This is a genomic window from Phenylobacterium sp., assembly GCF_046291545.1.
Taxonomy (GTDB): Bacteria; Pseudomonadota; Alphaproteobacteria; order Caulobacterales; family Caulobacteraceae; genus Phenylobacterium.
In genome coordinates, this window is sequence record NZ_JBKBSM010000013.1 from 19470 (window position 1) to 45482 (window position 26013).

30 protein-coding genes and 1 tRNA gene are annotated in these 26013 nt (G+C 70.5%); 26 read left to right on the plus strand and 5 right to left on the minus strand.

Translation table 11 applies throughout. From position 1 onward, the window contains the following. Positions 1-29 precede the first annotated feature (29 nt). The 8 genes from nrdR (at position 30) to ACK4YQ_RS17715 (ending at position 6490) form a co-directional block, all read left to right on the plus strand. Entirely contained in the window at positions 30-503 is a 474-nt protein-coding gene (gene nrdR, locus ACK4YQ_RS17680; protein ID WP_409613177.1) for a transcriptional regulator NrdR, read from the plus strand. Continuing rightward, a complete protein-coding gene (locus ACK4YQ_RS17685) occupies positions 493-1164 on the plus strand; it encodes a RibD family protein (RefSeq protein WP_409613179.1) in 672 nt (223 codons plus the stop codon). Before nrdR ends, ACK4YQ_RS17685 begins: the two co-directional genes overlap by 11 nt. Further along, positions 1165-1755 (plus strand): riboflavin synthase, encoded by a 591-nt coding sequence (locus ACK4YQ_RS17690; RefSeq protein ID WP_409613181.1) that lies wholly within the window; start codon positions 1165-1167, stop codon positions 1753-1755. A 36-nt stretch (positions 1756-1791) separates the two neighbouring features. Continuing rightward, entirely contained in the window at positions 1792-2256 is a 465-nt protein-coding gene (gene ribH / locus ACK4YQ_RS17695; protein WP_409613183.1) for a 6,7-dimethyl-8-ribityllumazine synthase, read from the plus strand. After that, positions 2253-2708: a transcription antitermination factor NusB gene (gene nusB, locus ACK4YQ_RS17700; protein WP_409613185.1), complete on the plus strand. Its 456-nt coding sequence runs from the start codon at positions 2253-2255 to the stop codon at positions 2706-2708. Before ribH ends, nusB begins: the two co-directional genes overlap by 4 nt. Continuing rightward, positions 2695-3693, plus strand: coding sequence for a thiamine-phosphate kinase (gene thiL / locus ACK4YQ_RS17705; RefSeq protein WP_409613186.1), 999 nt, complete (start codon positions 2695-2697; stop codon positions 3691-3693). The genes nusB and thiL overlap by 14 nt, the downstream gene beginning before the upstream one ends. Before the next feature lie 44 nt (positions 3694-3737). Then, positions 3738-4178 (plus strand): hypothetical protein, encoded by a 441-nt coding sequence (locus ACK4YQ_RS17710; RefSeq protein ID WP_409613188.1) that lies wholly within the window; start codon positions 3738-3740, stop codon positions 4176-4178. 182 nt (positions 4179-4360) lie between these two features. Further along, entirely contained in the window at positions 4361-6490 is a 2130-nt protein-coding gene (locus ACK4YQ_RS17715) for a sodium-translocating pyrophosphatase (RefSeq protein WP_409613190.1), read from the plus strand. 105 nt (positions 6491-6595) lie between these two features. Here the strand turns inward: ACK4YQ_RS17715 and ACK4YQ_RS17720 are convergent, their stop codons facing one another. Then, on the minus strand, positions 6596-7084 hold the full coding sequence (locus tag ACK4YQ_RS17720; RefSeq protein WP_409613192.1) for an outer membrane protein assembly factor BamE: 489 nt from the start codon (positions 7082-7084) through the stop codon (positions 6596-6598). A gap of 143 nt (positions 7085-7227) precedes the next feature. Here ACK4YQ_RS17720 and ACK4YQ_RS17725 point away from each other — a divergent pair, with 143 nt between their 5' ends. The 7 genes from ACK4YQ_RS17725 to ACK4YQ_RS17755 all read left to right on the plus strand — a co-directional run bounded on the left by ACK4YQ_RS17725 (position 7228) and on the right by ACK4YQ_RS17755 (position 11410). Further along, positions 7228-7758, plus strand: a complete 531-nt coding sequence (locus tag ACK4YQ_RS17725; protein WP_409613194.1) for a ubiquinol-cytochrome C chaperone family protein — start codon at positions 7228-7230, stop codon at positions 7756-7758. Next, the gene (locus tag ACK4YQ_RS17730) at positions 7755-8288 is read left to right on the plus strand and encodes a YceD family protein (protein ID WP_409613196.1); all 534 of its coding nucleotides are present in this window, start codon (positions 7755-7757) and stop codon (positions 8286-8288) included. The genes ACK4YQ_RS17725 and ACK4YQ_RS17730 overlap by 4 nt, the downstream gene beginning before the upstream one ends. A 119-nt stretch (positions 8289-8407) precedes the next feature. Then, complete coding sequence (plsX, locus tag ACK4YQ_RS17735; protein ID WP_409613197.1) at positions 8408-9463, plus strand: phosphate acyltransferase PlsX; 1056 nt, start codon at positions 8408-8410, stop codon at positions 9461-9463. After that, complete coding sequence (locus ACK4YQ_RS17740; protein WP_409613199.1) at positions 9450-10445, plus strand: beta-ketoacyl-ACP synthase III; 996 nt, start codon at positions 9450-9452, stop codon at positions 10443-10445. The genes plsX and ACK4YQ_RS17740 overlap by 14 nt, the downstream gene beginning before the upstream one ends. A gap of 90 nt (positions 10446-10535) precedes the next feature. Further along, positions 10536-10844, plus strand: coding sequence for an integration host factor subunit alpha (locus ACK4YQ_RS17745; RefSeq protein ID WP_409613201.1), 309 nt, complete (start codon positions 10536-10538; stop codon positions 10842-10844). A gap of 3 nt (positions 10845-10847) precedes the next feature. Beyond that, positions 10848-11270: a MerR family transcriptional regulator gene (locus ACK4YQ_RS17750; protein ID WP_409613203.1), complete on the plus strand. Its 423-nt coding sequence runs from the start codon at positions 10848-10850 to the stop codon at positions 11268-11270. A 63-nt stretch (positions 11271-11333) separates the two neighbouring features. Further along, a tRNA-Pro gene (locus tag ACK4YQ_RS17755) sits at positions 11334-11410 on the plus strand. Positions 11411-11425: 15 nt separating this feature from the next. On the opposite strand, the gene ACK4YQ_RS17760 is transcribed toward ACK4YQ_RS17755, so the two are convergent. Together ACK4YQ_RS17760 and ACK4YQ_RS17765 are read right to left on the minus strand one after the other, a co-directional pair. Beyond that, the gene (locus ACK4YQ_RS17760; protein ID WP_409613205.1) at positions 11426-11623 is read right to left on the minus strand and encodes a DUF2842 domain-containing protein; all 198 of its coding nucleotides are present in this window, start codon (positions 11621-11623) and stop codon (positions 11426-11428) included. A 64-nt stretch (positions 11624-11687) separates the two neighbouring features. Next, on the minus strand, positions 11688-11936 hold the full coding sequence (locus ACK4YQ_RS17765) for a GlsB/YeaQ/YmgE family stress response membrane protein (protein WP_409613206.1): 249 nt from the start codon (positions 11934-11936) through the stop codon (positions 11688-11690). A gap of 141 nt (positions 11937-12077) precedes the next feature. Between ACK4YQ_RS17765 and ACK4YQ_RS17770 the strand changes: the two genes are divergently transcribed. Further along, positions 12078-13109: a COX15/CtaA family protein gene (locus ACK4YQ_RS17770; RefSeq protein WP_409613208.1), complete on the plus strand. Its 1032-nt coding sequence runs from the start codon at positions 12078-12080 to the stop codon at positions 13107-13109. A gap of 6 nt (positions 13110-13115) precedes the next feature. Here the strand turns inward: ACK4YQ_RS17770 and ACK4YQ_RS17775 are convergent, their stop codons facing one another. Then, positions 13116-14531, minus strand: a complete 1416-nt coding sequence (locus ACK4YQ_RS17775) for an alkaline phosphatase PhoX (RefSeq protein WP_409613210.1) — start codon at positions 14529-14531, stop codon at positions 13116-13118. Positions 14532-14767: 236 nt separating this feature from the next. Between ACK4YQ_RS17775 and rplM the strand changes: the two genes are divergently transcribed. The 5 genes from rplM to msrB all read left to right on the plus strand — a co-directional run bounded on the left by rplM (position 14768) and on the right by msrB (position 17888). Then, on the plus strand, positions 14768-15241 hold the full coding sequence (rplM, locus tag ACK4YQ_RS17780; RefSeq protein WP_409613211.1) for a 50S ribosomal protein L13: 474 nt from the start codon (positions 14768-14770) through the stop codon (positions 15239-15241). A 3-nt stretch (positions 15242-15244) separates the two neighbouring features. Continuing rightward, positions 15245-15715, plus strand: coding sequence for a 30S ribosomal protein S9 (rpsI, locus tag ACK4YQ_RS17785; RefSeq protein WP_409613213.1), 471 nt, complete (start codon positions 15245-15247; stop codon positions 15713-15715). 90 nt (positions 15716-15805) lie between these two features. Then, complete coding sequence (gene argC / locus ACK4YQ_RS17790) at positions 15806-16795, plus strand: N-acetyl-gamma-glutamyl-phosphate reductase (protein WP_409613215.1); 990 nt, start codon at positions 15806-15808, stop codon at positions 16793-16795. Between the two features lie 61 nt (positions 16796-16856). Next, the gene (locus tag ACK4YQ_RS17795) at positions 16857-17354 is read left to right on the plus strand and encodes an N-acetyltransferase family protein (RefSeq protein WP_409613217.1); all 498 of its coding nucleotides are present in this window, start codon (positions 16857-16859) and stop codon (positions 17352-17354) included. Positions 17355-17390: 36 nt separating this feature from the next. Further along, positions 17391-17888: a peptide-methionine (R)-S-oxide reductase MsrB gene (msrB, locus tag ACK4YQ_RS17800; RefSeq protein WP_409613219.1), complete on the plus strand. Its 498-nt coding sequence runs from the start codon at positions 17391-17393 to the stop codon at positions 17886-17888. Between the two features lie 6 nt (positions 17889-17894). Here the strand turns inward: msrB and phaC are convergent, their stop codons facing one another. After that, entirely contained in the window at positions 17895-19916 is a 2022-nt protein-coding gene (gene phaC, locus ACK4YQ_RS17805) for a class I poly(R)-hydroxyalkanoic acid synthase (RefSeq protein ID WP_409613220.1), read from the minus strand. A gap of 190 nt (positions 19917-20106) precedes the next feature. Here phaC and ACK4YQ_RS17810 point away from each other — a divergent pair, with 190 nt between their 5' ends. From ACK4YQ_RS17810 to recJ, 5 genes are all read left to right on the plus strand, one after another. Next, entirely contained in the window at positions 20107-20463 is a 357-nt protein-coding gene (locus ACK4YQ_RS17810) for a hypothetical protein (RefSeq protein ID WP_409613222.1), read from the plus strand. A gap of 111 nt (positions 20464-20574) precedes the next feature. Continuing rightward, positions 20575-21795: an LL-diaminopimelate aminotransferase gene (locus ACK4YQ_RS17815; RefSeq protein ID WP_409613224.1), complete on the plus strand. Its 1221-nt coding sequence runs from the start codon at positions 20575-20577 to the stop codon at positions 21793-21795. 8 nt (positions 21796-21803) lie between these two features. Then, positions 21804-23081, plus strand: coding sequence for a homoserine dehydrogenase (locus tag ACK4YQ_RS17820; RefSeq protein WP_409613225.1), 1278 nt, complete (start codon positions 21804-21806; stop codon positions 23079-23081). A 58-nt stretch (positions 23082-23139) separates the two neighbouring features. Further along, positions 23140-24093, plus strand: coding sequence for a class II fructose-bisphosphatase (glpX, locus tag ACK4YQ_RS17825; protein WP_409613227.1), 954 nt, complete (start codon positions 23140-23142; stop codon positions 24091-24093). A 43-nt stretch (positions 24094-24136) separates the two neighbouring features. Next, entirely contained in the window at positions 24137-25939 is a 1803-nt protein-coding gene (recJ, locus tag ACK4YQ_RS17830) for a single-stranded-DNA-specific exonuclease RecJ (protein ID WP_409613229.1), read from the plus strand. Positions 25940-26013 lie beyond the last annotated feature (74 nt).

The following is a 26013-nucleotide window of genomic DNA, read 5'->3' on the forward strand; positions in this document are numbered from 1 at the left end:
GTAGATCGTAGGCCGCAGGGGGCTACATCATGCGCTGCCCGTTCTGCGGCCACGCCGAAAGCCAGGTGAAGGACAGCCGCCCGTCGGAGGACGGGGCGGCGATCCGCAGGCGTCGCCTGTGCCCTGAATGCGGGGGCCGCTTCACCACCTTCGAGCGTGTTCAGCTGCGCGAGCTCACCATCGTCAAGCGCTCGGGCCGGCGCACGCCGTTCGACCGCGAGAAGCTCGCCCGCTCCATCGCCATCGCCATCCGCAAGCGCGCCATCGAGCCGGAGCGTGTGGAGCGGATGATCTCCTCGATCGTGCGCCAGCTCGAGAGCATGGGCGAGACCGAGCTGCCGTCCAGCGCGGTCGGCGAGATGGTGATGAAGCAGCTCAAGGCGCTCGATGACGTGGCCTATGTCCGCTACGCCTCGGTCTACCGCGACTTCAAGGAAACCCGCGACTTCGCCCGCTTCCTGGGCCAGGAGGGGCTGAGCGAGGGTGCGGAGGATGACGACTGAGGCCGCGGGGGCGGGCGCGAGCGTCACCCTGAAGCTCGCCACATCGCTGGATGGCCGCATCGCCACGGCCGCGGGCGAAAGCCGCTGGATCACGGGCTCCCAGGCGCGCGAGGCGGTCCACCGCCTTCGCGCCGAGCACGACGCGGTGCTGGTGGGCGTGGAGACGGCGCTCGCCGACGACCCCGAGCTGACGGTGCGCCTTGAGGACTACACGGGGCCGCAGCCGGCCCGGGTGGTGCTGGACAGCCGTCAGCGGCTGGCCGAGACCTGCCGCCTGGCCGCGAGCGCCCGGGAGATTCCCACCTATGTGGTGAGCGTGGAGCCGCCCCAGGCGCGGCTGACCGCTGCGGGCGTGCGCGTGGTCGAGGTCGAGGCGACCGAAGGCGGGCGGGCCGACCTGGAATCGGTGGTCGCCGCCCTGGCCGCGCTGGGCCTCAGGCGGCTGTTCGTCGAGGGCGGCGGGCAGGTGGCGGCGAGCTTCCTGCGCTGCGGCCTGGTGGACCGGCTGGAGTGGTTCCGCGCGCCGGTGGTGATCGGCGGGGAGGGGCGCCCGGCCGTCGGCGCCCTGGCGCTGTCCGCCCTGGCCGAGGCGCCGCGCTTCGCAAGGCTTGACGTCCGCAGCGTCGGCGACGACCTGTGGGAACGCTACGAGAGGATCTGAATGTTCACCGGCATCGTCACCGACGTGGGGCGCGTCCGCGCCGTGCGCGACACCAACCGCGACCGGCGTTTCGAGATCGAGACGCGCTTCGACCTGTCCACCGTCGACCTGGGCGCGTCCATCGCCCACGCCGGCTGCTGTCTGACCGTGGTGGAAAAGGGCGAGGGCTGGTTCGCCGTGGAGGTGTCGGGCGAGACCCTGTCGAAGACCACCCTGGGCCATTGGGAGGAGGGCCGCCCGGTCAACCTCGAGCGCGCGGCGCGGGTCGGCGACGAGCTTGGCGGCCACATCGTCTCCGGCCATGTGGACGGGGTGGGCGAGGTGATCTCGGTGGAGAGCGAGGGCGGCTCGCACCGGGTGCAGATCCGCGCGCCGCGTCCGCTGCACCGCTTCATAGCGCCCAAGGGTTCGATCGCCGTGGAGGGCGTGTCCCTGACGGTCAACGAGGTCGAGGACGACGTCTTTGGCGTGAACCTCATCCCGCACACCTGGGACGTCACCACCCTGGGGACGCTGAAGGCCGGTTCAAAGGTGAACCTGGAGATCGACATGCTGGCGCGCTATCTCGCCCGCTGGCGCGAAACGGCCTAAAGCGGTGCGCTCAACCGCGGCCAGAGGACCCTTGCGATGCTAGAAGACAAGATCCGCATCCTGATCGTGGAGGCGCGGTTCTATTCCGGCCTGGCCGACGAGCTGCTGGCCGGCGCGTCCGAGGCCATCGAAGCCTTCGACGCCGAATACGACGTGATCAGCGTGCCCGGCGCCCTGGAGATTCCGGCGGCCATCGCCCTCGCCGACGAGGGCGGCCATCGCCCGGCCGGCCAGCGCTACGACGGCTATGTCGCCCTGGGCACGGTGATCCGCGGGGAGACCTACCATTTCGAGGTGGTGTCCAACGAGTCCGCCCGCGGGCTCATGGACCTGTCGATCGGCAAGCGCCTGGCGATCGGCAACGGCATCCTGACCGTCGAGGACGAGGCCCAGGCCTGGGCCCGCGCCCGGCGCAGCGAGGGCGACAAGGGCGGCGGCGCGGCCCGTGCGGCCCTGGAGATGGTGGCGATGAAGCGGCGGCTGCTGGGCGGGGCGCGATGAGCTCCAAGGCCGCCCGTTCCGTCGCGCGCCTGGCCGCCGTTCAGGCCCTCTACCAGATGGAGGTCTCGAGCGCCGGCGTTGAGGCGGTGATCCGCGAGTTCTCCGAGCACCGCTTCGACCGCGCGGTCGAGGGCGACGGGGAGGGGGAGACCCTGGCCCAGGCCGACGAGGGCTTCTTCGCCGAGCTCGTGCGCGGCGTGGTCGCCCACCAGCGCGAGGTCGACGAGGCGGTGGTCAAGCGGCTGGCGACGGGCTGGCGGCTGGAGCGGCTGGACGCCACGGTGCGGGCGATCCTGCGCGCCGGCGCCTTCGAGCTGGAGCATCGGCCGGACGTCCCCACCGAAGTGGTGATCAACGAGTACGTGGAACTGGCCAAGTCCTTCTTCGAGGGGCCGGAGCCCGGCTTCGTGAACGGCGCCCTGGACGGCGTGGCGCAGGATGTCCGGGCCTGAGGACACGCCCCCGGCGGCCGGCGGCGGGCCGGCCGAGGACGCGCCGCCCGACGAATTCGAGCAGATCGCCCGGCTCTATCGGCCTCTGACCCGCGGCGCGCCCGAAGCGCTGGACCTGCTGGACGACGCCGCGGTCATCCCGCAGCGGCCGGGCTACGACCTGGTGGTGACCAAGGACGCGGTGGTCGAGGGCGTCCACTTCCCCCGCGGAGAAGGACCGGACCTCATCGCGCGCAAGCTCCTGCGGGTGAACCTGTCGGACCTGGCGGCCAAGGGCGCCGAGCCCTGGGGCTACTTCCTGTCGATCAGCTGGCCGCGCGGGACCGGCTGGAGCGCCCGCCAGGCCTTCGCCCGCGGCCTCGCCGAGGACGGCGAGGCCTTTGGCCTGTCGCTCCTGGGCGGCGACACCACCAGCACCGACGGGCCCCTGAGCGCCAGCGCCACGCTGCTGGGATGGGTCCCGGCCGGCCGCATGGTCCGCCGCGGCGGGGCCCGGCCGGGGGACCTGCTGATGGCGTCCGGCCCGATCGGCGACGGCTGGCTGGGCCTGAAGGCGGCGCTCGGCGAGATCGCCGACCGCGAAGGGCTCCTGGCGGCGCGTTATCGGCTGCCCACGCCACGGATCGACCTGCGCGCGGCGCTGCTTGCGCACGCGAGCGCCGCCGCCGACGTTTCCGACGGGCTGATCGCCGACGCCGGCCACATCGCCCGCGCCAGCGGCGTGGGGCTGAGGATCGACCTCGACCGCGTGCCGCTGTCGAAGCCCGCCCGCGCCTGGCTCGCCGACCAGCCCGACCGGGCGCGCGCGCTGGCGCAGCTGGCCAGCGGCGGCGACGACTACCAGGTGGTCTGCACCGCGCCGCCGGCGGCCGCGGGGGCCCTCGGACTTCCCGTCATCGGCGAGGTGGTGGCCGAACCGGGCGTCTTGGTCCTCGCCGACGGGCGGGCGGTTGCGGTCGGCGCGGGCGGATGGCGCCACGGCTGAACCTGCGCAAGGTTGCGGAAACCCTGTGGCGCTATGAGAGGGGCATGAACCGCCGCGCCGTGCTCCTGTCCGCCGCCTTCACCCTCGTCGCAGGCGATGCGCTCGCCTCGGGCAAGCCCAAGGAAGAGAAGGCGGCGCCGGCCGCCCAGTATGTCGAACTGCTGCCGGTGGCCCTGCCGATCGTCGCCTATGGCGAGGTGGTCAACTACATCTTCGTCTACGTCCGCATCGACCTGGCGGCCAATGTCGACGCCACGCGGATGCGCGCCAAGGAGCCGGTCTTCCGCGACGCCCTGGTGCGGGCCGGCCATCGGACGCCGTTCAACTCGGCCACGAGCTACACCGCCATCGACGAGGCCAAGCTGAAGGCGGCCATGCTGCGCGAAGCCGGCGCCATCGCCGGCAAGGGCGCGGTCAAGGGCGTGACGGTGATCTCGCAGTCGCCCAAGCGGCGCACCGGCTTTCCCAAGCCCAAGCCGGCCTGAACGGCCGAGCCCCCCCCTCGCATCGCGGGCCGTTGCGTGGTCCCGCCGTATTTGGCAAGGTCTCGCGGCATTAGGGGGGCGCTGATCCCAGCGTCCCATTGGGGAAACCTGGGATTGGAACGCCGCAATAAAGTCAGAACGGCGCTGATCCCTGTGCGCAGTCGCAAAGGGGCGCTTCAAACATGGGTCTTTCGTCGCTTACGCTGGTGATCCTCGCCGGCCTGCTGGCGGTGGTGTACGGCGTCGTACAATCCGCCTCCCTCTTGAGGGCTTCGGCAGGCAACGCGCGGATGCAGGAAATCGCCGCGGCCATCCAGGAAGGCGCTCAGGCCTACCTGAACAAGCAATACACAGCCATCGGGATCGTCGGCGCGGTCATTCTGGTCGCCGTCTTCTTCCTGATCGGTCTCAACGCGGCGATCGGCTTCGCCATCGGGGCGACGCTTTCAGGCCTGGCCGGCTTCGCCGGCATGCTGATCTCGGTGCGGGCCAACGTGCGCACCGCCCAGGCGGCGTCCGAAGGCCTGGCCAAGGGCCTGTCGATGGCGTTCCGCGCTGGCGCGGTCACCGGCATGCTGGTGGCGGGTTTCGCGCTGCTGGGCGTGGCCGGTTACTACGCGGTGCTGACCGGGCCGATGGGTTTTGAGAACACCAGCCGCGACGTGGTCGACTCCATGGTCGCCCTGGGCTTCGGCGCCTCGCTGATCTCGATTTTCGCCCGCCTGGGCGGGGGCATCTTCACCAAGGGCGCCGACGTGGGCGGCGACATGGTCGGCAAGGTCGAGGCCGGCATTCCCGAGGACGACCCGCGCAACGCCGCCACCATCGCCGACAACGTCGGCGACAACGTGGGCGACTGCGCCGGCATGGCCGCCGACCTGTTCGAGACCTACGCGGTGACCACGGTGGCCACCATGGTGCTGGCGGCGATCTTCTTCCGCGGCCTTCCGATCGTGGACTCCATGATGCTGCTGCCGCTGGCGATCTGCGGCGTGTGCATCATCACCTCGATCATCGGCACCTTCTTCGTGCGCCTGGGCAAGTCCAACAACATCATGGGCGCGCTCTACCAGGGCCTGATCGTCACCGGCGTGCTGTCGATCGGCGCCATCTACTGGGTGGTCAACGCCCTGGTGACCGAGCCGCTCACCGTCAACGGCCGCACCTTCGACGCCATAAGCCTGTTCTACTGCGGCGTGGCGGGCCTGGTCGTGACGGCCCTGATCGTGGTCATCACCGAGTACTACACCGGCACCGGCTTCCGGCCGGTGAAGTCGGTGGCCAAGGCCTCGGTCTCCGGCCACGGCACCAACGTCATCCAGGGCCTGGCCATGTCCCTGGAATCGACGGCGGCCCCGGCGCTGGTGATCATCGCCGGCATCATCGTCACCTACGGCCTGGCGGGCCTGTTCGGCATCGCCATCGCCACCACCGCCATGCTGTCGCTGGCCGGGGTGATCGTCGCCCTGGACGCCTTCGGCCCGGTCACGGACAACGCCGGCGGCATCGCCGAGATGGCCGGCCTTCCGCCCGAGGTCCGCGTCTCCACCGACGCCCTCGACGCGGTCGGCAACACCACCAAGGCGGTGACCAAGGGCTACGCCATCGGCTCGGCGGGCCTGGGCGCCCTGGTGCTGTTCGCCGCCTACACCGAGGACCTGAAGTTCTTCTCGGCCAACGCCGCGCCCGGCTCGTTCTTCGAGGGCCTGGGCACGGTCGCCTTCGACCTGTCGAACCCCTACGTGGTGGTCGGCCTGCTGTTCGGCGGCCTGCTGCCGTTCCTGTTCGGCGGCATGTCGATGACCGCCGTGGGCCGCGCCGCCGAATCGGTGGTGGCCGAGGTGCGTCGCCAGTTCAAGGAGAACCCCGGCATCATGACCGGCGAGGTCAAGCCGGAGTACGGCCGGGCGGTCAGCATCCTGACCGGCGCGGCGATCCGCGAGATGATCGTGCCGAGCCTGCTGCCGGTGGCCTCCCCCGTGGTGCTGTTCTTCGTGATCAACGCCATCGCCGGCAAGGTGAACGCCTTCGCCTCCCTGGGCGCCATGCTGATGGGGGTGATCGTGACGGGCCTGTTCGTCGCCATCTCGATGACCTCGGGCGGCGGCGCCTGGGACAACGCCAAGAAGCTGATCGAAGAGGGCCACTACGGCGGCAAGGGCTCCGACGCCCACAAGGCCGCTGTGACCGGCGACACCGTCGGCGACCCCTACAAGGACACGGCCGGTCCCGCCGTGAACCCGATGATCAAGATCACCAACATCGTGGCCCTGCTGCTGCTGGCGGTCCTGGCCCACGGCGCGGTCGGCTGATCGCCCGCCAAGGCGGAATGCAGAACGCCCCGGAGAGCGATCTCCGGGGCGTTTTTCTGTGCGCGGGCGACAGGTCCGCCGGGGCCCGGCGGAAGGCCCGGAACGTCAGCGACGGTCGCCGGGCCGGTTGCCGGGAACGGTCTCGTCCTCGTCGCGGGGCAGCAGGCCGCCGCGGCCGACGTTGCCGAGCAGCTGCTCCAGGATCGTCATCTCGCGGCCGCGGGTCGGGGTCTCGCGCCCGTTGAAGGCGATGACCTTGCCGTCCTGCAGGGTCAGGATGTCGACGTTGGTTACGGCCTCGCTCTCCTTGTCGAAGGTGATGGCGGTCACGTCGCGGCTGGCGACCTGCGGGCGGCGGAACGCCACGCGCTCCTTCACCTGGCTGACGTAGAACCAGACGTTGGGATCGAAGGTCGAGGTCGCCGAGGGCGAGCCCAGGCGCGAGCGCACCGTGGACTTGGTGTCGGTCCCGACCTTGACGTCGTGGGGGCTCGCCTCGATCGCCTGGAAGCCGGAATAGCTGGTGATCGGAGCGCACGCGCCCGCGGACAGCAGGCCCGCGGTCAGAGCGGCGAAGGCGACGCGACGAAACATTGGCGATCCGGACCCGTTCAAACTTGCAGTCTTTGACCTATCGCCCGCGGCCCCTTAGTTCAATGGCGTGCATCGATGCGGACGCGGCGCGCGGCGACGGCCGCCGCCGTCTAGTAGGGCAGCAGGGCGAAAACGAGGCCAAGATGATCCTGGAGCGACTGTTCCGCCCCCGTCCGGCCCAGGCGGCCGCCAAGGCGCTCTACGCCTCTGCCGTGGCCCAGGCGCGGGATCCGGCCCTCTACGGCCCCCTGGGCGCCCCCGACACGGTGGAAGGGCGATTCGAACTCTACACCCTGCACGTCATGCTGCTGCTGGACCGCCTGCGCGGCCAGGGCGAGGCGGCGGCGGAGACGGCTCAGGCCCTGTTCGACGCCTACGTGCGCGCCCTGGACGACGCCCTGCGGGAAATGGGCGTGGGGGACCTCTCCGTCGGCAAGAAGATGCGCAAGCTGGGCGAGGCCTTCTACGGCCGGGCCAGGTCCTATGAGGCCGCCTTCGCCGCCCTTCCGGACGGCGAGCCGCTGACCGCGCTGATGCAGCGCACCGTCTATGCGGACGCCGATGCGACGCGGGCGCCGGATCTGGCCGCCTATGTCGTGCGCCAGCGCGCGCACCTTGCGGACGAGCCGCTGGAGAAGGTGCGCGCGGGCGAGGTGCGGTGGGCGCGGCCGTGAGCGATCATCCCTGGGGCCGGCCGCTGCCCCTGAGCGCGCTGGCGCGCGGGCCGCTGCGCCTGCGCCTGGCTCCCGATGCGGCGACGCGGGCGGCGCTCGCGCGCGACCTTGGGCTGGAGAGCCTGCCGGAGCTGGTCGCCGAGCTGAACGTGCGTCCCTGGCTGGACGGCGCGGAGCTCAAGGGGCGGATCGAAGCCCGGGTCGAGCAGCTCTGCAGCGTCACCCTGGAGGCTTTCGAACAGCCGCTGGCGGCGAACTTCGAGGTGCGCGTGCTGCCCGCCTCCAGCCCCAATGCGGTCGACGACCAGGCCGAGGGCGGCGGCGAGCTGACGCTCGATCCCGACGCCCCCGACCCGCCGGACCTGCTGGAGGGCGAGGACATCGATCTGACGGCCTATGTGGTCGAACACCTGGCGCTGGAAATCGACCCGTTCCCGCGCAAGCCTGGGGCGCAGTTCGACTATGTTCCGCCCACGGAGGAGGTCTCGCCCTTCGCCGTGCTGAAGCAGCTCAAGGACAAGAAGGACTAGGCCCGCCTCGCCTGCGAGAGGGGGCCGGACCGCCATGCTTTGCATCGCCGGGGCTGGGCTGTATCGTCCGCGGACTCAGGCGGCGGGCTGAAGGTTTGGGGGGCTTTTTGGACGACGCCGTGAACAAGACCGTTGTCATTTCCGTAGATGCGATGGGCGGCGACCACGGGCCGCCGGTGGTCGTGCCGGGCGTCGCCCTGGCCGCCAGCCGCGCGCAGAACGGCCTGAGGTTCATCCTCCATGGCGACCAGGCCCAGCTCGCGCCGGCGCTGGAGCGGACGCCGGGGCTGAAGGGGCGCGTCGAGGTCCGGCACACCGACACCGTCGTGGCCATGGACGAGAAGCCCGCTCAGGCGCTGCGCCGCTCCCGCGGGACCAGCATGTGGAACGCCGTCGAATCCGTGAAGTCCGGCGAGGCCCACGCCGCGATCTCCGCCGGCAACACCGGCGCGCTGATGGCGATCTCCAAGCTTCAGCTGCGGATGAGCGTCGACATCGAACGCCCGCCCCTGGTGGCCACCTGGCCCACGGCCAAGGGCGTCAGCACGGTGCTGGACGTGGGCGCGAACGTCGATTGCGACGCCGAGCGTCTTCTGGAGTTCGCGATCCTGGGGGAGGCTTTCCACCGGGCGGCGCACGGGGTGGCGCGGCCGAGCGTGGGCCTGCTCAATGTCGGCTCCGAGGACATGAAGGGACACGAGGAGGTCCGCCAGGCGCACCGAATCCTGCGCGAGGGCCGGTTCGACATCAACTACCACGGCTTCGTCGAGGGCGACGACCTGACCTCCGGCGTGGTCGATGTGGTGGTCACCGACGGCTTCACCGGCAATGTGGCCCTGAAGACGGCCGAAGGCGTGGCCCGGTTCATCACCGCCGAACTGCGCGCGGCCCTGACCTCCACGCCCCTGGCGACGGCGGGCGCGTTCCTGGCGCAGGGCGCGCTGCGGGCCTTCCGCGAGAAGATGAGCCCGGACCCGGCGGCGCCGCTTTTGGGCCTCAATGGCGTGGTGGTGAAGAGCCACGGCGGCGCCACCGACAAGGACTTCGCCGCGGCGATCCGCGTGGCCTGCACTCTGGCGAGAAGCGACTACGCAGCCGAGATCGAACGCAATATGAGGAAGCTGGTCGCCGCGGTGGGCGAGTCGTGCCCGCCAGCCGCCGATGGAGCCGGATGAAGTGAGCCAGGTTTTGCGTAGCGTCGTCACGGGGGTCGGCGGCCATCTCCCGGCGAACGTGGTCACCAATGACGATCTCGCCAAGGTCGTAGACACCAGCGACGAGTGGATCGTCGAGCGGACCGGCATCCGCAAGCGCCACAAGGTCGCCGACGACGAACCGGTGTCCGATCTGGCCGTGGTCGCCGCCCAGAAGGCCCTGGCGGCCGCCGGCCGCACGGCTGCGGACGTGGACATGATCATCGTCGCCACCACGACCGGCGACCTGACCTTCCCGGCCACCGCCGCGATCGTGCAGCGCAAGCTGGGCGCGCCGGTGGGCGTCGCTTTCGACGTGCAGGCGGTGTGCTCGGGCTTCGTCTACGCCCTGTCGGTGGCCGACGGCTTCGTCGCCCGCGGCCGTTCCAAGTGCGCCCTGGTGATCGGGGCCGAGGCCATGACGCGGCTGATGGACTGGACCGACCGGGGCACCTGCGTGCTGTTCGGCGACGGCGCCGGGGCGGTGGTGCTGGAGCCGATGGCGGGGGAGGGCTCCACCGCCGACCGCGGCCTGCTCGGCTTCGCCCTGCGCGCCGACGGCGCCAAACAGGACCTGCTCTATGTCGACGGCGGCGTGTCGACCACCGGCGAGGTGGGCAAGCTGCGCATGCAGGGCAACCAGGTGTTCCGCCATGCGGTGGTGAACATCTCCGAGGCGGTGACGGCCGCCGCCGCCGACGCCGGCGTCGAGGTCGCCAGCGTCGACTGGTTCATTCCGCACCAGGCCAACCAGCGCATCCTGGAGGGCGTCGCGCGCCGTCTGGGCATCGACGAGGCCAAGGTGATCTCCACGGTGGCCGAGCACGCCAACACCTCGGCCGCGTCCATTCCCCTGGCGCTCGCCAAGGGGATCGAGGATGGCCGCGTCAAACCGGGACAGCTTCTTCTGCTCGAAGCCATGGGCGGCGGCCTGACCTGGGGCGCCTGCGTGCTGCGCCTTTGAGCTTGCGCCTAATTCAGGGCTAGAAGGCTTTGACCTGACGCAATTATCGCGTCATGACGGATTGCCGACAAAATCCGGGGCAGGGGGATGATGAAAGGCGCTACCGTTACCAGGGCCGACCTGTGCGAGGCGGTCCACGAAGAAGTTGGACTGACCCGTCAGGACTGTGCGGAGTTGGTCGAACGAACGCTCGAACTGATGGCCTTGGCGCTGGAGAAGGGGGAGCAGGTGAAGCTGTCGGGCTTCGGCGTCTTCCAGGTTCGCTCCAAGCGCGCACGCATGGGCCGCAATCCCAAGACCGGCGAGACGGCGGCGATCGACCCCAGGCGGGTGATCGGCTTCCGCGCCTCCCAGGTCATGAAGGCGCGCGTCGACCGCGCGCTGTCCGGCGAGGACTAGGGCGTGGCGAAGGGCCCGGAAGCCTTTCGCACGATTTCGGAAGCGGCCGACGAACTTGACGTGCCGCAGCATGTGCTGCGGTTCTGGGAGACCAAGTTCTCGTTCATCCGGCCGATGAAGCGCGCCGGCGGGCGCCGGTTCTACCGCCCGCAGGACATTGCGGTCCTGCGCGGCGTGCGCCGGCTGCTGCACGACGAAGGTTACACCATCAAGGGCGTGCAGAAGCTGCACCGCGAGCAGGGGATCAGGCGTCTGCTGGCCGCCGGGCAGGAGGACGGCCCGGCCGCGCCGGAACGTCAGGCCGCCACGATCCTGGGCATGCCGGCCGGCGATCTGGACGCCGACGGGCGCCTGCGTCTCACCGCCGCGCTGGAGGATCTGGAGGCCGCCAAGCGGCGCCTGGACGCGCTTCTGCGGCGGGACTGAAGCCGGGTTTTTTGCGATTGCCCGTGCGCGGGGCGCCGCCTATAAGGCGCGCCTTGCCGATGTCGGAGCGTAGCGCAGCCTGGTAGCGCACTTGACTGGGGGTCAAGGGGTCGTGGGTTCGAATCCCGCCGCTCCGACCATCGGCGGAAGCGGCCTCAGCGGCCCCGGTTCATCCACTTGAGCAGCGGCACGAGCGGGATGAACCAGCAGGTTCCCACCACCACGAAATAGACGAGCTGCAGGGCCCGGTTCTGCGGCACCAGGTCGGCGACCGAGATCGCGGCGATCACGTAGGCGAACAGGAACGCCAGGATCGCGATCATGCCGAACAGCTTGCGGATGCGCGCGCTCACGTAAGGCTCCCCTGCGCCCCCGAGGCGGGGCGAGGGGGCTCTATAGCGGCCGGCGGCCGGGCCGTCACCGTCGGCGCACGGCTCCCAGGATCGCCAGCAGCAGGATCGCGCCGATCGTGGAGATGACCAGACTGCCCAGGAAGCCGCCGAAGCGGATGCCGAGGAGCCCGGCCAGGAACCCGCCCAGCAGGGCCCCGACCAGCCCGACGATCAGGTTGGTCCAAAGGCCGTGATCCCGCTTCATGATCTTCTCCGCGATCCATCCGGCCAGCAGACCGATGATGATCGCGCCGATGAGTCCGACGCCGCTCATGATTCCCGCCCTCCAGCTGCAATCGGAAGATGAATGCGGCCAAGGTTTGCGGGTTCCGCGCCGGCCGGCGGTGGACCTTCGGGGCGGATTGGGCTAGCCCACGCCAAACTTAGGCCGCGAAGAGGCGCGATTGCCGGCGCGATGACCTCATTCCTGCGTTCCGACCGGTCCCGACCGGTCGCGGTCTGGCTTTTCGCCGTGGCCGCCCTTGTCCTGGCCATGGTGGTGGTGGGCGGTGCGACACGCCTGACCGACTCCGGCCTTTCGATCACCGAGTGGAAGCCGGTGACCGGTGCGATTCCGCCCATGTCCCAGGACGACTGGGCGGCCGAGTTCGCTCGCTACAAGGAGATCCCGCAGTACCAGCTCCTGAACCGCGGCATGAGCCTTGCGGAGTTCAAGACCATCTACTGGTGGGAGTGGTCGCACCGGCTGCTCGGGCGGCTGGTGGGGCTGGCCTTCGCCGCTCCGTTCGCCTGGTTCCTGATCCGGCGGGAGATACCGCGCCGCCTGGTCGGGCGCTGCGTGGTCCTCTTCCTGCTCGGCGGGCTGCAGGGCGCGGTCGGCTGGTGGATGGTGGCGAGCGGCCTGTCGGAGCGGGTCTCGGTGGCGCCGGAACGTCTGGCGATCCACCTGGGCCTGGCCTTCGCCCTGCTGGCGGCGCTGGTGTGGACGGCCCTCGACGCCTGGAGCGGACAGGCGCGCCAGACCCTGCCGAGCCCGTGGATGCGGCGCTCGGCCTTGCTGATCGTGCTGGTCTATCTGCAGATCCTGCTGGGCGCCCTGGTGGCGGGGAACGACGCGGGCCTGGTCTATCGCGACTGGCCGCTGATGAACGGGGCGCTCTTCCCCCGCGACTACGGCGGCGAGACCCTCTGGGCGACCCTCGCCCACAGCCAGGCCGCCGTGCAGTTGCACCACCGGATCCTGGCCTATGTCCTGACCGTCGTGGCCGTGGTCATGGCGGCGGGCGCCCGGCGGGCGACCTATCTGGCGCCGGACGCCAAGGCGCTGGCCCAGGCCACCGGAGGCGCGGTCGTCTTCCAGGCCGTGCTCGGGATCGCCACCCTGATGCTGGGCGTGCCGATCTGGCTGGGCGTCCTGCACCAGTTGACGGCCGCCCTGGTCCTGGCCCTGGCGGTGGCCTTCGCCTGGCGGGTCCGTCGGGTCTGACGCAGGCTAGGCCCTGAAGCTCGCCCAGGGGCCGGTGATCGCCACGGTGATCCCCGGCCAGTAGATGTTCACGAACACGGTCTGGCCGTCGGGGCTGAAGCAGACGCCGGCCAGCTCCGAATTGCCGGTGAAGACGTTGCGCGCGATCGTGTAGACGCGCCCCTCCGGCGTGATCCCCTTCAGGTGGTTGCGCTTCACGTCGGAGTAGCGGTCCTCGCAGGCGAAGATGTGGCCCCAGGGGCTGATCGCGAGGTTGTCGGCGTAGTCCATCACCCGCTCGTCCGACGGTTCGACGAAGAGCTGCAGGCGCCCCGGCGCGTCCGCCTCGCCGGCCTGGCCTTCGTGCGGGCTGGGCGCGTAGCGCAGGATCTGGCCATGGCCCTGCGGGCCGCTGGACGTGCAGGTGAAATAGATGCCGTCCTTGCCGAGGAACACGCCTTCGCCGCGGCCGACGAAGGCCGCCCCGGCCTTCTGCCCGCGCAGGCGCAGGTCGTCCTGTCCGGGAGTGTCGATCCCCTCGAGGTCGATCCAGACCACGTCCTTCCACTGGCCCGGGGTCCAGGCCACCGGCGCGCCCTTGAAGTTGCGTGCATCGCCGCCCTCGGGCGCGTCCCTGAAGCCCAGGGCCTGGAGCCGTCCGCCCTTGGCCAGGTTGCGCCGGTCGTCGGGCAGGTAGCGGTAGAAGAGCCCGCGCTGGTCGAAGGCGTCCTCGGTCAGATAGACCACGCCGCTGGACGGGTCGACGCAGGCGGCCTCGTGCTGGAAGCGGCCCATGCCCTTCAGCGGGACCGGCTGGACCAGGCCCTTCGCGCGGGAGGGCACCTCGAACACATAGCCGTGGTCCCGGTTGGAGCCCTGGCCGACGCCGAGGGTGGTCTCCTCGCAGGACAGCCACGAGCCCCAGGGCGTCGGCCCGCCTGCGCAGTTGATCGCCGTGCCCATCAGGCTGAGGTGCTGATCGACGAGCCGATGCGCGGCGGTGTCGTAGACCAGGGTGGTGGTCCCGCCGGGCAGGGGAAAGCCGTCGTCGTCCAGGGCGTAGGCGAGCCGGCGGTCGACCTTGTCGGCGAAGCGGCGGCCGAGCCCGAAGGCGCCGTAGTGCTTGTCGCCGATCTTGAGCTCGTGGTTGCGGACCAGGGCCACGCGCGAGCCGCCGAGCGGGAAGCAGGCCATGCCGTCGGCCTTGTAGGGCGCCACCAGGCCGTCGCTCATCGTCTCGCCGGCCTGGGAGACGATGCGGTAGGAGAAGCCCTCCGGCAGGTCGAGCATGCCGAGGGGATCCTCCTTCAGGGGGCCGTAGCCATGGACTTCGTTGTGGTAGGTCTGCGGCTCGGCGGACTGTCCGCGGGCCTTGAGGGCGTAGCCGGCGAAGGCGGCGCTGACGGCGGCGCCGGCGAGAAAGGTGCGACGGGAGGAAATCATCGGGCGGAGCCTTGCCGGAGGGGAACGAAGCTGTCGAGGCTTAGAGCACTCCTCCGTGACGGCGAAATGTCGCGGTATCCAGATACCACAACGCGCAATCCCTTTGCCGGCAAGGCTTTGGCGGCGCCTGTGAGGAATTTCGGTTGACAGCTCGCCGTGCCGGCCTTAACAGCCGCGCCTCACGCCGGATCACGGGCGCCCGCCTTTTGATCCGCCAAGTTTACGGACCCGCTCCCATGATGAAGACCACGGCTTCCCTGAAGCCCGCCGAGGTCGAGAAGAAGTGGATCGTGATCGACGCCAAGGACGCCGTCGTCGGCCGCCTCGCGTCGTTCATCGCCATGCGTCTTCGCGGCAAGCATCGGCCCGACTACACGCCCCACGTGGACTGCGGCGACTTCGTCGTCGTCGTGAACGCCGACAAGGTGAAGTTCACCGGCCGCAAGCTGCAGCAGAAGACCTACTACTGGCACACCGGCTATCCGGGCGGCATCAAGGAGCGGACCGCGGACAAGATCCTCGGCGGCCGTTTCCCCGAGCGCGTCTTGGAAAAGGCCGTCGAACGCATGCTGCCCAAGGAAAGCCCGCTGGCCCGCAAGCAGATGACGCACCTGCGCATCTACGCCAGCGCCGAGCACCCGCACGAGGCGCAGAACCCCGAGACCATCGCGTTCGCCGACATGAACGCCAAGAACGTGCGGAGCGCCTAAGGCATGTCTGAAGCTCAAGGTTTTGAGGCCCTGCAAAGCCTCTCCTCGAACCCGGAAGCCGCGCCCGCGGAGCCGAAGATCGACCAGTACGGCCGCGCCTACGCCACCGGCAAGCGCAAGAACGCGGTGGCCCGCGTGTGGATCAAGCCCGGCAAGGGCCAGATCACCATCAACGGCCGGGACCAGGAGGTCTACTTCGCCCGCCCGGTGCTGCGCATGATGATCGCCCAGCCGCTGCAGGTGACCGACCGCCTGGGCCAGTTCGACGTCATCGTCTCGGTGGAGGGCTCGGGCCTCTCCGGCCAGGCCGGCGCCATCCGCCACGGCCTGTCCAAGGCCCTGACCTACTATGAGCCGGCCCTGCGCCCGGTCCTGAAGCCGCACGGCTTCCTGACCCGCGACAGCCGCGTGGTCGAGCGGAAGAAGTACGGCAAGGCCAAGGCCCGACGCAGCTTCCAGTTCTCGAAGCGCTGATCGCGCGCGAGACATCGCGTGTTCGAAAGGGCGCTTCGGGCAACCGAGGCGCCCTTTCTCTTTTCCGCTCCTGCATCTTGGACGCTTTCCATGGCTCACACGGTATTCATCGACGGCGAGGCGGGCACCACGGGCCTGCAGATCCGCGACCGGCTGGCCGGCCGCACCGACCTTGAGATCCTGTCGATCGACCCGGAGCGGCGTAAGGACGCCGAGGCCCGGCGCGAGCTCTTGAACGCCGCCGACGCGGTGGTGCTCTGCCTGCCCGACGACGCCTCGCGCGAGGCGGTGTCGATGATCTCGTCGAACGCCGTGAAGGTGGTGGACGCCTCCACCGCCTTCCGCACCGCGCCGGGCTGGACCTACGGGTTCGCCGAGATGTCGCGGACCCAGCGCCGGGACATCGCCGCCGCCACCCGGGTCGCCAATCCGGGGTGCTATCCCACCGGCTTCATCGCCCTGGTGCGGCCGCTGGTGGACGCCGGGCTGCTGCCGGCCGACTTCCCGGTCACCGTGAACGCCGTCTCGGGCTATTCGGGCGGCGGCAAGGGGCTGATCGCCGAGTTCGAGCAGGGGCCGCCTGCGGGCACGCAGGACGCCTTCCGCGCCTATGGCCTGACCCTGGCGCACAAGCACCTGCCCGAGATGCAGATCCACACGGGCCTGGCCCATCCGCCGCTGTTCGCCCCCGCCGTCGGCCGCTACGCCCAGGGGATGCTGGTGGAGGTTCCGCTGCAGCTGTGGGCGCTTCCCGGCAGGCCGGCCCCGGCGGACCTGCACGCGGCGCTGGAGGCGGCCTACGCCGGCGAACGGTTCGTGGAGGTGGCCAGCGCCGCCGAATGCGCCGACCTGCAGAAGGCCCGCGCAGGGGCCGCCGGCTATGTCGCAGCCCTCGATCCGGAGGCGCTGAACGGGAGCAACCGCATGCGGCTGTTCGTGTTCTCCGGGGCCGACGGCGCCCAGGCGCGGCTGGTGGCGCTGCTGGACAATCTCGGCAAGGGCGCCTCGGGCGCGGCGGTCCAGAACCTCAACATCATGCTGGGCCTGGACGAAGCCGCCGGGGTCGAGCTTCAGGCTTGAAGCGGCTTGATGCGGCGCGCCCGCGGCGGGACAGTCCGCCCATGGCCAAGGCGCGCCCCCGATGCGAACCGCCCGCCGCCGCTCGGAAAGGGGCGGCGTGATCGTGCGGCGCGCCCTGCCTGGCGACGCCGAGGCGCTGGCGCGGCTGCACCGGCTGACGGTGCGGCGCAGCCTGGCCTTCCTGCCGGACCTGCACACGCCGCAGGAGGACCTCTGGTTCTTCGCCCACGAACTCCTGCCCAAGCGGGACGTGCGCGTCGCCGAGATCGACGGCGAGGCGCGCGCCTATGTCGCCTTCCGCCCAGGCTGGATCGACCACCTGTTCGTCCATCCCGATCATCAGGGGCGGGGCCTCGGGCCCCGGCTCCTGCGGCTGGCCCTGGCGGACGGGACCGAGCGGCGGCTCTGGACCTTCCAGAAGAACCTGCGCGCCCGGGCCTTCTACGAAGCCAGGGGCTTCGTGCTGGAAGCGCTCACCGACGGCGCCGGCAACGAGGAGCGCGAGCCCGACGCCCTCTATGTCTGGCGCGCCCCGGCGGGGGAAAATTCGCCCCGGTGATGTAACCGCAGGGCCGCCGGCGCCGTATCTAGGGGCATGAACGCCACGACGGACCGTCTCGACCGCCGCCGGTTCCTGATGGGATCGGCCCTCGCCATCGCCGGCGCCCCCGGCTTCGCCCGCGCCGCGGGACCCTACGAGGATAGTCCCTGGCGGCGCCTGTCCGATGCGGAGTGGAAGAAGCGCCTGTCGGGGCCCGCCTATCAGGTGCTGCGCCATGAAGCCACCGAGCGGCCCTTCACCAGCCCGCTCCTGAAGGAGCATCGCAAGGGCGTCTTCGCCTGCGCCGGATGCGACCTGCCGCTCTTCCGGTCGGACTGGAAGTTCGAAAGCGGCACCGGCTGGCCGAGCTTCTACACGGCGATCAAGGGAGCGCTCGGCAAGAAGACCGACTTCAAGATCGGCGTGCCGCGCACCGAGTATCACTGCGCCCGCTGCCTGGGCCACCAGGGGCACGTCTTCGAAGACGGCCCCCGGCCCACGGGCCTGCGCTACTGCAACAACGGCGTGGCGCTGAAGTTCGCGCCGGCCTGACGGGGCTCAGGACTTCACCTTCACATAGCTGCCTGGCGCGTCCTCGATCGGGTTGAACTTGCCATGGGCGGGATCGCGGGCCGGGACCATCTTGCCCGAGCGGGACTTCAGCCACTCGGCCCAGTGCGGCCACCATGAGCCCGGGGTCTCCACCGCGCCGGCCTGCCATTCCTCGAGGGTGGGGGGCAGCTCCGAATTGGTCCAGTGCTGGTACTTCTTCGCGGCCGGCGCGTTGATGACGCCGGCGATGTGGCCCGAGCCCGACATGGTGAAGGTGACCGGACCGCCGAACAGGCGCGCGCCCTTGTAGACCGAACGGGCCGGGGCGATGTGGTCTTCCTTCGACGACTGCACGTAGATCGGCGTCTTGACCTTTGAGAGGTCCAGCTTGACGCCGCCGAGCTCCAGCTCGCCCTTCGCCAGGGCGTTCTCCCCGTAGAACTTGCGCAGATAGAACAGGTGCAGGGTCTTGGGCATCCGCGTCTGGTCGGAGTTCCAGAACAGAAGGTCGAACGGCCGTGGCTCCTTGCCCATCAGGTAGTTGGAGACGAAGAACGACCAGATCAGGTCGTTGGAGCGCAGCACGTTGAAGGTGTCGGCCATGGCCTGGCCGGAGAGCACCCCGCCGCCCTCGTCCATCTTGCCTTCAAGCGTCTTCAGCCAGTCCTCGTTGGTGAAGAGCAGGAGGTCGCCGGCCTCGGTGAAATCCTGCTGGGCGGCGAAGAAGGTCGCCGATCCGATCCGCTTGTCGCCGATGGCGGCCATGTGGGCGAGGGTGGACGACAACAGGGTGCCGCCGATGCAGTAGCCGACGGTGTTCACCGTCTCCACGTCGCACTGCTTCATCACCGCGGTCGAGGCCGCGTAGATGCCCTCGACCATGTAGTCCTCGAAGGTCTTGGTCGCGAGCGCCGCGTCCGGGTTGACCCAGGAGACGACGAAGACCGTGATCCCCTGGCTGGTGAGCCAGCGGATCATCGAGTTTTCCGGGCGCAGGTCGAGGATGTAGAACTTGTTGATCCAGGGCGGGAAGATCAGCAGCGGAATCTCGTGCACCTGCTCGGTGGTCGGATCGAACTGCAGGAGCTGGATGATGTCGTTCTGGAAGATCACCTTGCCCGGCGCCGTGGCGACGTTCTCGCCGATCCTGAACATCTCGTAGTCGGTCTGGCTGATCGCCAGTTGCCCGCCGCCGCGTTCCAGGTCGGCGGCGAAGTTCTCCATGCCGCGCACCAGGCTCTCGCCGTGGCTGTCCATCACCGCCTTCAGGGCGGCGGGATTGGAGACCAGGAAGTTCGACGGCGAGAACGCGTCGGTCAGCATCTTCATGAAGAACTCGACCCGCCGCTTGGCCATGGGATCGACGTCCTGCACGTCGGCCACCAGGCCGTTCAGCCAGTTGGCCGTCAGCAGGTAGGACTGCTTGATGGTGTCGAAGATCGGGTTCTCGGCCCATTCGGGATCGTTGAAGCGCTTGTCGCCCTTTTCGGGGCGCACCACCGGATCGACCGTCTCGCCGTCCATCGCCCGGCGGGCGGCGGACTGCCACAGTTCCATGTAGCGGCTGAACAGGTCGGCCTGGGCGCGCATCAGCCGGTCCGGCTGGGCGGCCAGCCGGCCCATCACCTCGGTCAGCGCCGGGGCGACGTGGAAGGGATCCGGCGACAGGCCCGAGGGGCGGTCGGCCTGGCGTAGGGCCGCCTCGGCGATCGCGCCCTGGGCGGTCAGGGCCGCCCGCGCCAGATTGGCGCTGAGCTTTTCGATGACCTCGCGCTGGGGACCGGAGAGCGGCGAGGCCGCCGCCGCGCCTGGTGCGCCGGGCGCCGCTGGCGCCGGCTCGGCCCGGGCGGGTTCGGCGACCGCAGGGGCAGGGGGCGCCGCCGCGGCGGCCGCCTTGTCCTTGGTCTTGGCCTTGCCGGCGGCCTTGGCGGACTTCTTGCCGTCCTTCGCCTTGCCGGACTTGGCCTTTTCGCCCCCGGCGGACGCCGGCGAGGGCGCCTTCATCGGCCGCGACGGCTGCTCACTCATACGACCTTCCTCCCGGGACAAGACGTCACGCTCTTTCGTTGGCGGCGATCATCGCATAAGAGCCGTTGTAATGAACGCCCGGCGAGACCGATTTGTGAAGCCTTCACGGCGCCTTGGGGGCCGACAGCCGAACCTGCGCGCCGGCGCGGCCGTCGGCGCGGCGGCTTTGCTGGCCGGGTGCGCGGGCGGCGTGTCCAATCCGTTCGCCGCCGCGCCGGTCGATCCGGCCTCGCCGATCGCCGCCGAAGTGGCCCGGACCGCCACGACCGAAAAGACCTATCCCTCCTTCCAGGACATCCCCAAGCGGCCGACCGACCAGCGGCCCCTGAAGGCCTGGGGCCAGGCGGCCGCCGAGGTGGTCGCCGCCCGCGAGAAGCTCGAACGCGAGACCGCGCCCGGCAACTGGAGCCTGGGCGGCACCGAAGCCTTCGCCGACCAGGCCGCCGCGGCGGCCGGGCGCGAGCGCGCGCCCAACGCCGGCGCAGACACCGAAGCCTTCGCCCGAGCCGCCCGCGAGCGAGCTACACCGCCTCCGTCGCCGAGATAACGGCCCGCGGAGGCGCAAAATCCCAGGAACCTGCTTGGCGGACTCCGAGGCGGAGTCTATCCATGCGCGACTTCAGCTCCCTTTCGCCGCCAGGCGCGGCCAGAGCTCCACATGACCCCCGAATTCCACCGTATCCGACGCCTTCCCCCCTACGTCCTCGAGGAGGTGAACCGCATCAAGGCGCGCATGCGCGCCGAGGGCGTCGACATCATCGACTTCGGCATGGGCAACCCCGACATGCCGACGCCCAAGCACATCGTCGACAAGCTGATCGAGACCGCCCGCGATCCCAAGGCCGGACGCTATTCCGCCTCCAAGGGCATCATCGGCCTGCGCCGGGCGATGGCCGGCTACTACGAGCGGCGCTTCGGCGTGAAGCTGAACCCGGACACCGAGGTGATCGCCACCCTCGGCTCGAAGGAAGGCTTCGCCAATCTGGCCCAGGCCCTGACGGCGCCGGGCGACGTGATCATCTGCCCGAACCCGGCCTATCCGATCCACGCCTACGGCTTCATCATGGCCGGCGGGGTCATCCGCCATGTGCCGGCCCTGTCGCCGGAGGAGTACCTGTCGGGCATCAGCCGGGCGGTGAAGCACTCGGCCCCGCCGCCGAGCGTGCTGATCGTCTCCTATCCGTCGAACCCGACGGCCCAGTGCGTCGACCTGGACTTCTACCGCGAAGTGCTGTCGCTGGCGCGCAAGCACGACCTTCTGGTGATCTCCGACATCGCCTATTCGGAGATCTACTTCGACGACAACCCGCCGCCCTCGATCCTGCAGATCGAAGGCGCCAAGGACATCGCGGTCGAGGTCAATTCGCTGTCGAAGACCTACGCCATGGCCGGCTGGCGCGTCGGCATGGTGGTCGGCAACGAGCGGATGTGCTCGGCGCTGGCGCGGGTGAAGTCCTATCTGGACTACGGCGCCTACACGCCGATCCAGGTGGCCGCGGCCGCCGCGCTGAACGGCCCGCAGGACTGCGTCGCCGAGATCCGTAGCATCTACAAGGCCCGGCGCGACACTCTGGTCGGCGCCATGAAGCGCGCGGGCTGGGACATCCCCGCGCCGCCGGCCTCGATGTTCGCCTGGGCCCCCGTGCCCGAGCAGTTCAAGGAAGCCGGCTCGATGCTGTTCGCCAAGCTGCTGGTCGAGGAGGCGGGCGTGGCCGTCGCCCCGGGCGTCGGCTTCGGCGAGTATGGCGAAGGCTATGTCCGCGTCGGCCTGGTGGAGAACGAGCACCGGATCCGCCAGGCGGCGCGCAACGTGAAGAAGTTCCTGGCCAACGCCGACGAGATCCTCGGGCGGGCCCACAACACCCTGGCGGCGCAATGAGCGGAGACGTGTTTCGGATCGGCGTGGCGGGCCTTGGCACCGTCGGCGCCGGGCTTCTCAACTTCCTGGCCGAGAATCCAGATTTCGCCCCGGCCGGAGGCCGGGCCGTAGTGTCTGGGGTGTCCGCGCGCTCGCGCTCGCGCCCGCGGCCGTTCGACATCTCCAACCTGCCGTGGTTCGACGATCCGGTGGCGCTGGCGATCTCGCCGGACACCGACGTCTTCGTCGAGCTGATCGGCGGCTCGGACGGTCCGGCCAAGGCCGCGGTCGAGGCGGCCCTGCGGGCGGGAAAGCCGGTGGTGACGGCGAACAAGGCGCTGATCGCCGAGCACGGCGCCGAACTCGCCGCCCTGGCCGAGGCCAAGGGCGCGCCGCTACTGTTCGAGGCGGCCGTGATGGGCGGCACCCCGGCGGTGAAGATGCTGCGCGAGGCGATGGTCGGCGACCGGGTGCGCTCGGTGGCCGGCATCCTCAACGGCACCTGCAACTACATCCTGACCGAGATGGAGGCCGGCGAGCGGGCTTTCGCCGACGTCCTCGCCGAGGCCCAGCGGCTGGGCTACGCCGAGGCCGAGCCGACCATGGACGTGGGCGGCTTCGACGCGGCCCACAAGATCTCGATCCTGGCGGCCCTGGCCTTCGGCTGCGCGCCCAACTACGCCGCCGCCGAGATCGAGGGCATCGACCAGGTCGAACTCCTGGACATCAAGCTCGCCAAGGACCTGGGCTACCGGATCAAGCTGGTGGCCTCCGCCGACCGCTCCGAGGACGGGGTGCTGGTGCGGGTGCATCCGTCCCTGGCCCCGCTCAGCCATCCGCTGGCCCAGGCGGGCGGGGCGCTGAACGCCCTGTTCATCGAGGGCGAGCGCATCGGCCGCATCTTCATCCAGGGGCCCGGCGCGGGCTCGGGCCCGACCGCCGCGGCCGTGGCCGCCGACATCGCCGACGTGATGACGCGGGCCGTGCGGCCGGTGTTCCAGCGGCCGGCCCAGAAGCTGCAGCCGTTCGTGCCGGTGGATCCCAGCAAGAGCCAGACCCGCGCCTACCTGCGCCTGATGGTCAAGGACGAGCCGGGCGTGATCGCCGCGGTGTCCGAGACCCTGGCCGAGGCGGGGGTCTCGATCGAGAGCTTCCTGCAGAAGCCGGTGGAGAACGCCGACGGGGTGCCGATCGTCCTGACCACCCATGCGGTGGCCGAGTCCGTGCTGATGGCGGCGATCTTGCAGATCGAGAAGCTGCCGGCGGTGATCGCCCCGCCGCGGCTGTTGCGCATCGCGCGTATCTGAGAATCCTTCGATAATCCCGCGCTTGGGCGGCGCGGACGACAACGTTCGGGAGAGGTTGATGAGTGGAGAGGTGTTGGACCGCGGTCTGGTGCTGGACGCGGTTCGGGTGACGGAGATCGCCGCCATCGCCGCCTGGAGCCTTGTGGGACGCGGCGACGAGAAGGCGGCGGACCAGGCGGCCGTCGACGCCATGCGCACGGCGCTCAACGACCTGGCCATCGACGGCGAGATCGTCATCGGCGAGGGCGAGCGCGACGAGGCGCCCATGCTCTACATCGGCGAGAAGGTCGGCACGGGCAAGGGCCCCAAGATCGACATCGCCCTGGACCCCCTGGAAGGCACGACGCTGACGGCCAAGGCGATGGCCAACGCCCTGGCGGTGATGGCCTGGGCGCCCAAGGGCACGCTGCTCAACGCCCCCGACACCTACATGGACAAGATCGCCTGCGGACCGGGCTATCCGGCCGGGGTGATCGACCTGGACGCCTCGCCCGCCGACAACGTCAAGGCGATGGCCAAGGCCAAGGGCGTCCCGCCCGAGGAGATCACGGTCTGCGTGCTGGACCGGCCGCGCCACGCCGACATCATCGCCAGCGTCCGTTCGGTGGGCGCGCGGGTCTATCTGATCACCGACGGCGACGTGGCCGGCGTGATCAACACCGCCGATCCCGAGACCGGCGTCGACCTCTACATCGGCCAGGGCGGCGCGCCCGAGGGCGTGCTGGCCTGCGCCGCGCTCAAGTGCGTGGGCGGCCAGTTCCAGGGCCGCCTCGTGTTCCGCAACGCCGACGAGCGCGCCCGCGCAAAGCGGGTGGGCATCACCGACCTCGACAAGAAGTACGACCTGCACGAGATGGTCCGGGCGGACGCGATCTTCGCGGCCACCGGCGTCACCAAGGGCGCGCTGCTCGACGGGGTGCGGCTGTCGGGCGGCTTCGTCCACACCCACACCCTGGTGATGAATTCGTCCACAGGGACGGTCCGCGAAGTGCGGATGCGTCGCAAGGCCTGAGGATGGCGCCGGCCGTCGCCAGGCGCGGGCAGGGGGCCTAAGCATGGCCGACGGCTCGTCCCTGGCCGGCTATCTGGGCGTGACGCGCTCGCTCACCGGCCGCCGCTGGCGCGAGCGGGCGGCCGATCCGGACGTCGTCCGCCGCCACCGCCTGTCGCTGGGCCTGTCCGAGCCGCTGGCCCGCGCCCTGGCCGCGCGCGGCGTCGGCCCCGACGCGGGCGAATCCTATCTGAACCCGACGCTCAAGGCGCAGTTTCCCGACCCGTCGAGCTTTCTCGACATGGACCGGGCCGCCGAGATTCTGGTCGACGCCGTCGAGCGCGGGCGGCCGATGAGCGTCTTCGCCGACTATGACGTCGACGGGGCCTCCAGCGCCGCCCAGCTCGTGCGCTGGTTCCGGGCCATGGGCCGCGACCTGCCGATCTACGTGCCGGACCGGATCACCGAGGGGTACGGGCCGTCGCCCGCCGCCTTCCGCCGCCTGAAGGAGGCCGGGGCCGAACTGGTCGTGACGGTGGACTGCGGCGCCGCCGCCTGCGAGGCCCTGGAGTACGCGGCCCAGATCGGGCTGGAGGTGGTGGTCATCGACCATCACCTGATGCGCGACGACGTGCCGCCGGCCGCGGCGCTGGTCAATCCCAACCGCCCCGGGTGCGCCTCGGGGCAGGGCTGCCTGGCCGCGGCCGGGGTGACCTTCGTGCTCCTGGCGGCCCTGAACCGCGAAGCCCGCCGCCGGGGGCTGTTCGCCGACCGCGCCGAGCCGGACCTGCGCCAGTGGCTGGACCTGGCCGCCCTCGGCGCCATCTGCGACGTGACCCAGCTCGTCGGCTTCAACCGAGCGCTCACCGCCCAGGGGCTGCGCGTGATGTCGTCCTGGCGCAATCCGGGCCTGAAGGCGCTGCTGGAGGTGGCCGCGAGCCAGGGGCCGGCCTCGACCTTCCATGCCGGCTTCATCCTGGGGCCGCGCATCAACGCCGGCGGGCGGATCGGCCGCGCCGATCTCGGCGCCCGCCTTCTGTCCACCGACGATCCACAGGAAGCCCACAAGCTGGCCCTGGAGCTCGACGCCCTCAACGCCTCGCGCAAGGAGGTGGAGCGGGAGGTCTTCGAAGAGGCCGTGCGCCGCATCGAGCACCAGAGCAACCGCGCCGAGGCCCCGCTGACCCTGGTCTCGGCCGACGACTGGCATCCCGGCGTCATCGGCATCGTCGCCGGGCGGCTGCGCGAGCGCTACCGCAAGCCGGCCATCGTGGTGGGGATCGACCGGGCGGCGAACGTGGCCAAGGGGTCGGGCCGCTCGCAGCCGGGGGTGAACCTGGGCCGCGCCGTGCAGGGCGCCTTCGAGGCCGGCCTGCTGCTGGCCGGCGGCGGCCACGCCATGGCCGCCGGCCTGACTGCGCGGCCCGACGCCCTGACCGAGCTCGACGCCTTCCTGTGCGAGGCCCTGGCCCAGGAGACCGAGAGCGCGGCGGCCGAGGACGCCTTGGACATCGACGCCCTGATCACCGCCCGCGGCGCCGACCGCGTCCTGCTGACGGACTTCCAGCGCCTGGCGCCCTTCGGCCCCGGCAACCCCGAGCCGCTGTTCGCCGCCGCCGACGTGCGCGTGGAACGCCCGATGGCCCTGCGCGGGGGGCATGTCCGCCTGACCCTGGCGGACGCCTCGGGCGGCAGGCTGAAGGCGGTGGCCTGGCGCTGCGAGGACACCGAGCTCGGCCGCAGACTGCTTTCGGAGGGCGGCGCCGTCCACGTGGCCGGCCGCCTGAAGGCCGACGACTGGAAGGGCCGCGAGGGCGTGGAGTTCGAGATCGAGGACGTCGCCGACCCCCGGCGGCAGGCCGTCTAGCTTCATCCCCAGGAAGCGTCGCATTTCTGACGTTTCGCGGGGTTGCGCCCCAGGGGGAAGGCGGATATAGAGCC

Excerpts from the sequence above, each read along its gene's own strand:
- glpX (WP_409613227.1), top strand. The coding sequence starts at position 23,140 with ATGAGTGGAGAGGTGTTGGACCGCGGTCTGGTGCTGGACGCGGTTCGG.
- ACK4YQ_RS17795 (WP_409613217.1), top strand. The coding sequence starts at position 16,857 with ATGCGAACCGCCCGCCGCCGCTCGGAAAGGGGCGGCGTGATCGTGCGG.
- ACK4YQ_RS17685 (WP_409613179.1), top strand. The coding sequence starts at position 493 with ATGACGACTGAGGCCGCGGGGGCGGGCGCGAGCGTCACCCTGAAGCTC.
- ACK4YQ_RS17740 (WP_409613199.1), top strand. The coding sequence starts at position 9,450 with ATGGAGCCGGATGAAGTGAGCCAGGTTTTGCGTAGCGTCGTCACGGGG.
- ACK4YQ_RS17815 (WP_409613224.1), top strand. The coding sequence starts at position 20,575 with ATGACCCCCGAATTCCACCGTATCCGACGCCTTCCCCCCTACGTCCTC.
- ACK4YQ_RS17690 (WP_409613181.1), top strand. The coding sequence starts at position 1,165 with ATGTTCACCGGCATCGTCACCGACGTGGGGCGCGTCCGCGCCGTGCGC.
- ACK4YQ_RS17710 (WP_409613188.1), top strand. The coding sequence starts at position 3,738 with ATGAACCGCCGCGCCGTGCTCCTGTCCGCCGCCTTCACCCTCGTCGCA.
- argC (WP_409613215.1), top strand. The coding sequence starts at position 15,806 with ATGGCTCACACGGTATTCATCGACGGCGAGGCGGGCACCACGGGCCTG.
- ACK4YQ_RS17715 (WP_409613190.1), top strand. The coding sequence starts at position 4,361 with ATGGGTCTTTCGTCGCTTACGCTGGTGATCCTCGCCGGCCTGCTGGCG.
- nusB (WP_409613185.1), top strand. The coding sequence starts at position 2,253 with ATGAGCTCCAAGGCCGCCCGTTCCGTCGCGCGCCTGGCCGCCGTTCAG.
- phaC (WP_409613220.1), bottom strand. The coding sequence starts at position 19,916 with ATGAGTGAGCAGCCGTCGCGGCCGATGAAGGCGCCCTCGCCGGCGTCC.
- recJ (WP_409613229.1), top strand. The coding sequence starts at position 24,137 with ATGGCCGACGGCTCGTCCCTGGCCGGCTATCTGGGCGTGACGCGCTCG.
- ACK4YQ_RS17745 (WP_409613201.1), top strand. The coding sequence starts at position 10,536 with ATGAAAGGCGCTACCGTTACCAGGGCCGACCTGTGCGAGGCGGTCCAC.
- rpsI (WP_409613213.1), top strand. The coding sequence starts at position 15,245 with ATGTCTGAAGCTCAAGGTTTTGAGGCCCTGCAAAGCCTCTCCTCGAAC.
- rplM (WP_409613211.1), top strand. The coding sequence starts at position 14,768 with ATGATGAAGACCACGGCTTCCCTGAAGCCCGCCGAGGTCGAGAAGAAG.
- ACK4YQ_RS17765 (WP_409613206.1), bottom strand. The coding sequence starts at position 11,936 with ATGAGCGGCGTCGGACTCATCGGCGCGATCATCATCGGTCTGCTGGCC.
- msrB (WP_409613219.1), top strand. The coding sequence starts at position 17,391 with ATGAACGCCACGACGGACCGTCTCGACCGCCGCCGGTTCCTGATGGGA.
- ACK4YQ_RS17725 (WP_409613194.1), top strand. The coding sequence starts at position 7,228 with ATGATCCTGGAGCGACTGTTCCGCCCCCGTCCGGCCCAGGCGGCCGCC.
- ACK4YQ_RS17775 (WP_409613210.1), bottom strand. The coding sequence starts at position 14,531 with ATGATTTCCTCCCGTCGCACCTTTCTCGCCGGCGCCGCCGTCAGCGCC.
- ACK4YQ_RS17720 (WP_409613192.1), bottom strand. The coding sequence starts at position 7,084 with ATGTTTCGTCGCGTCGCCTTCGCCGCTCTGACCGCGGGCCTGCTGTCC.
- thiL (WP_409613186.1), top strand. The coding sequence starts at position 2,695 with ATGTCCGGGCCTGAGGACACGCCCCCGGCGGCCGGCGGCGGGCCGGCC.
- nrdR (WP_409613177.1), top strand. The coding sequence starts at position 30 with ATGCGCTGCCCGTTCTGCGGCCACGCCGAAAGCCAGGTGAAGGACAGC.
- ribH (WP_409613183.1), top strand. The coding sequence starts at position 1,792 with ATGCTAGAAGACAAGATCCGCATCCTGATCGTGGAGGCGCGGTTCTAT.
- ACK4YQ_RS17770 (WP_409613208.1), top strand. The coding sequence starts at position 12,078 with ATGACCTCATTCCTGCGTTCCGACCGGTCCCGACCGGTCGCGGTCTGG.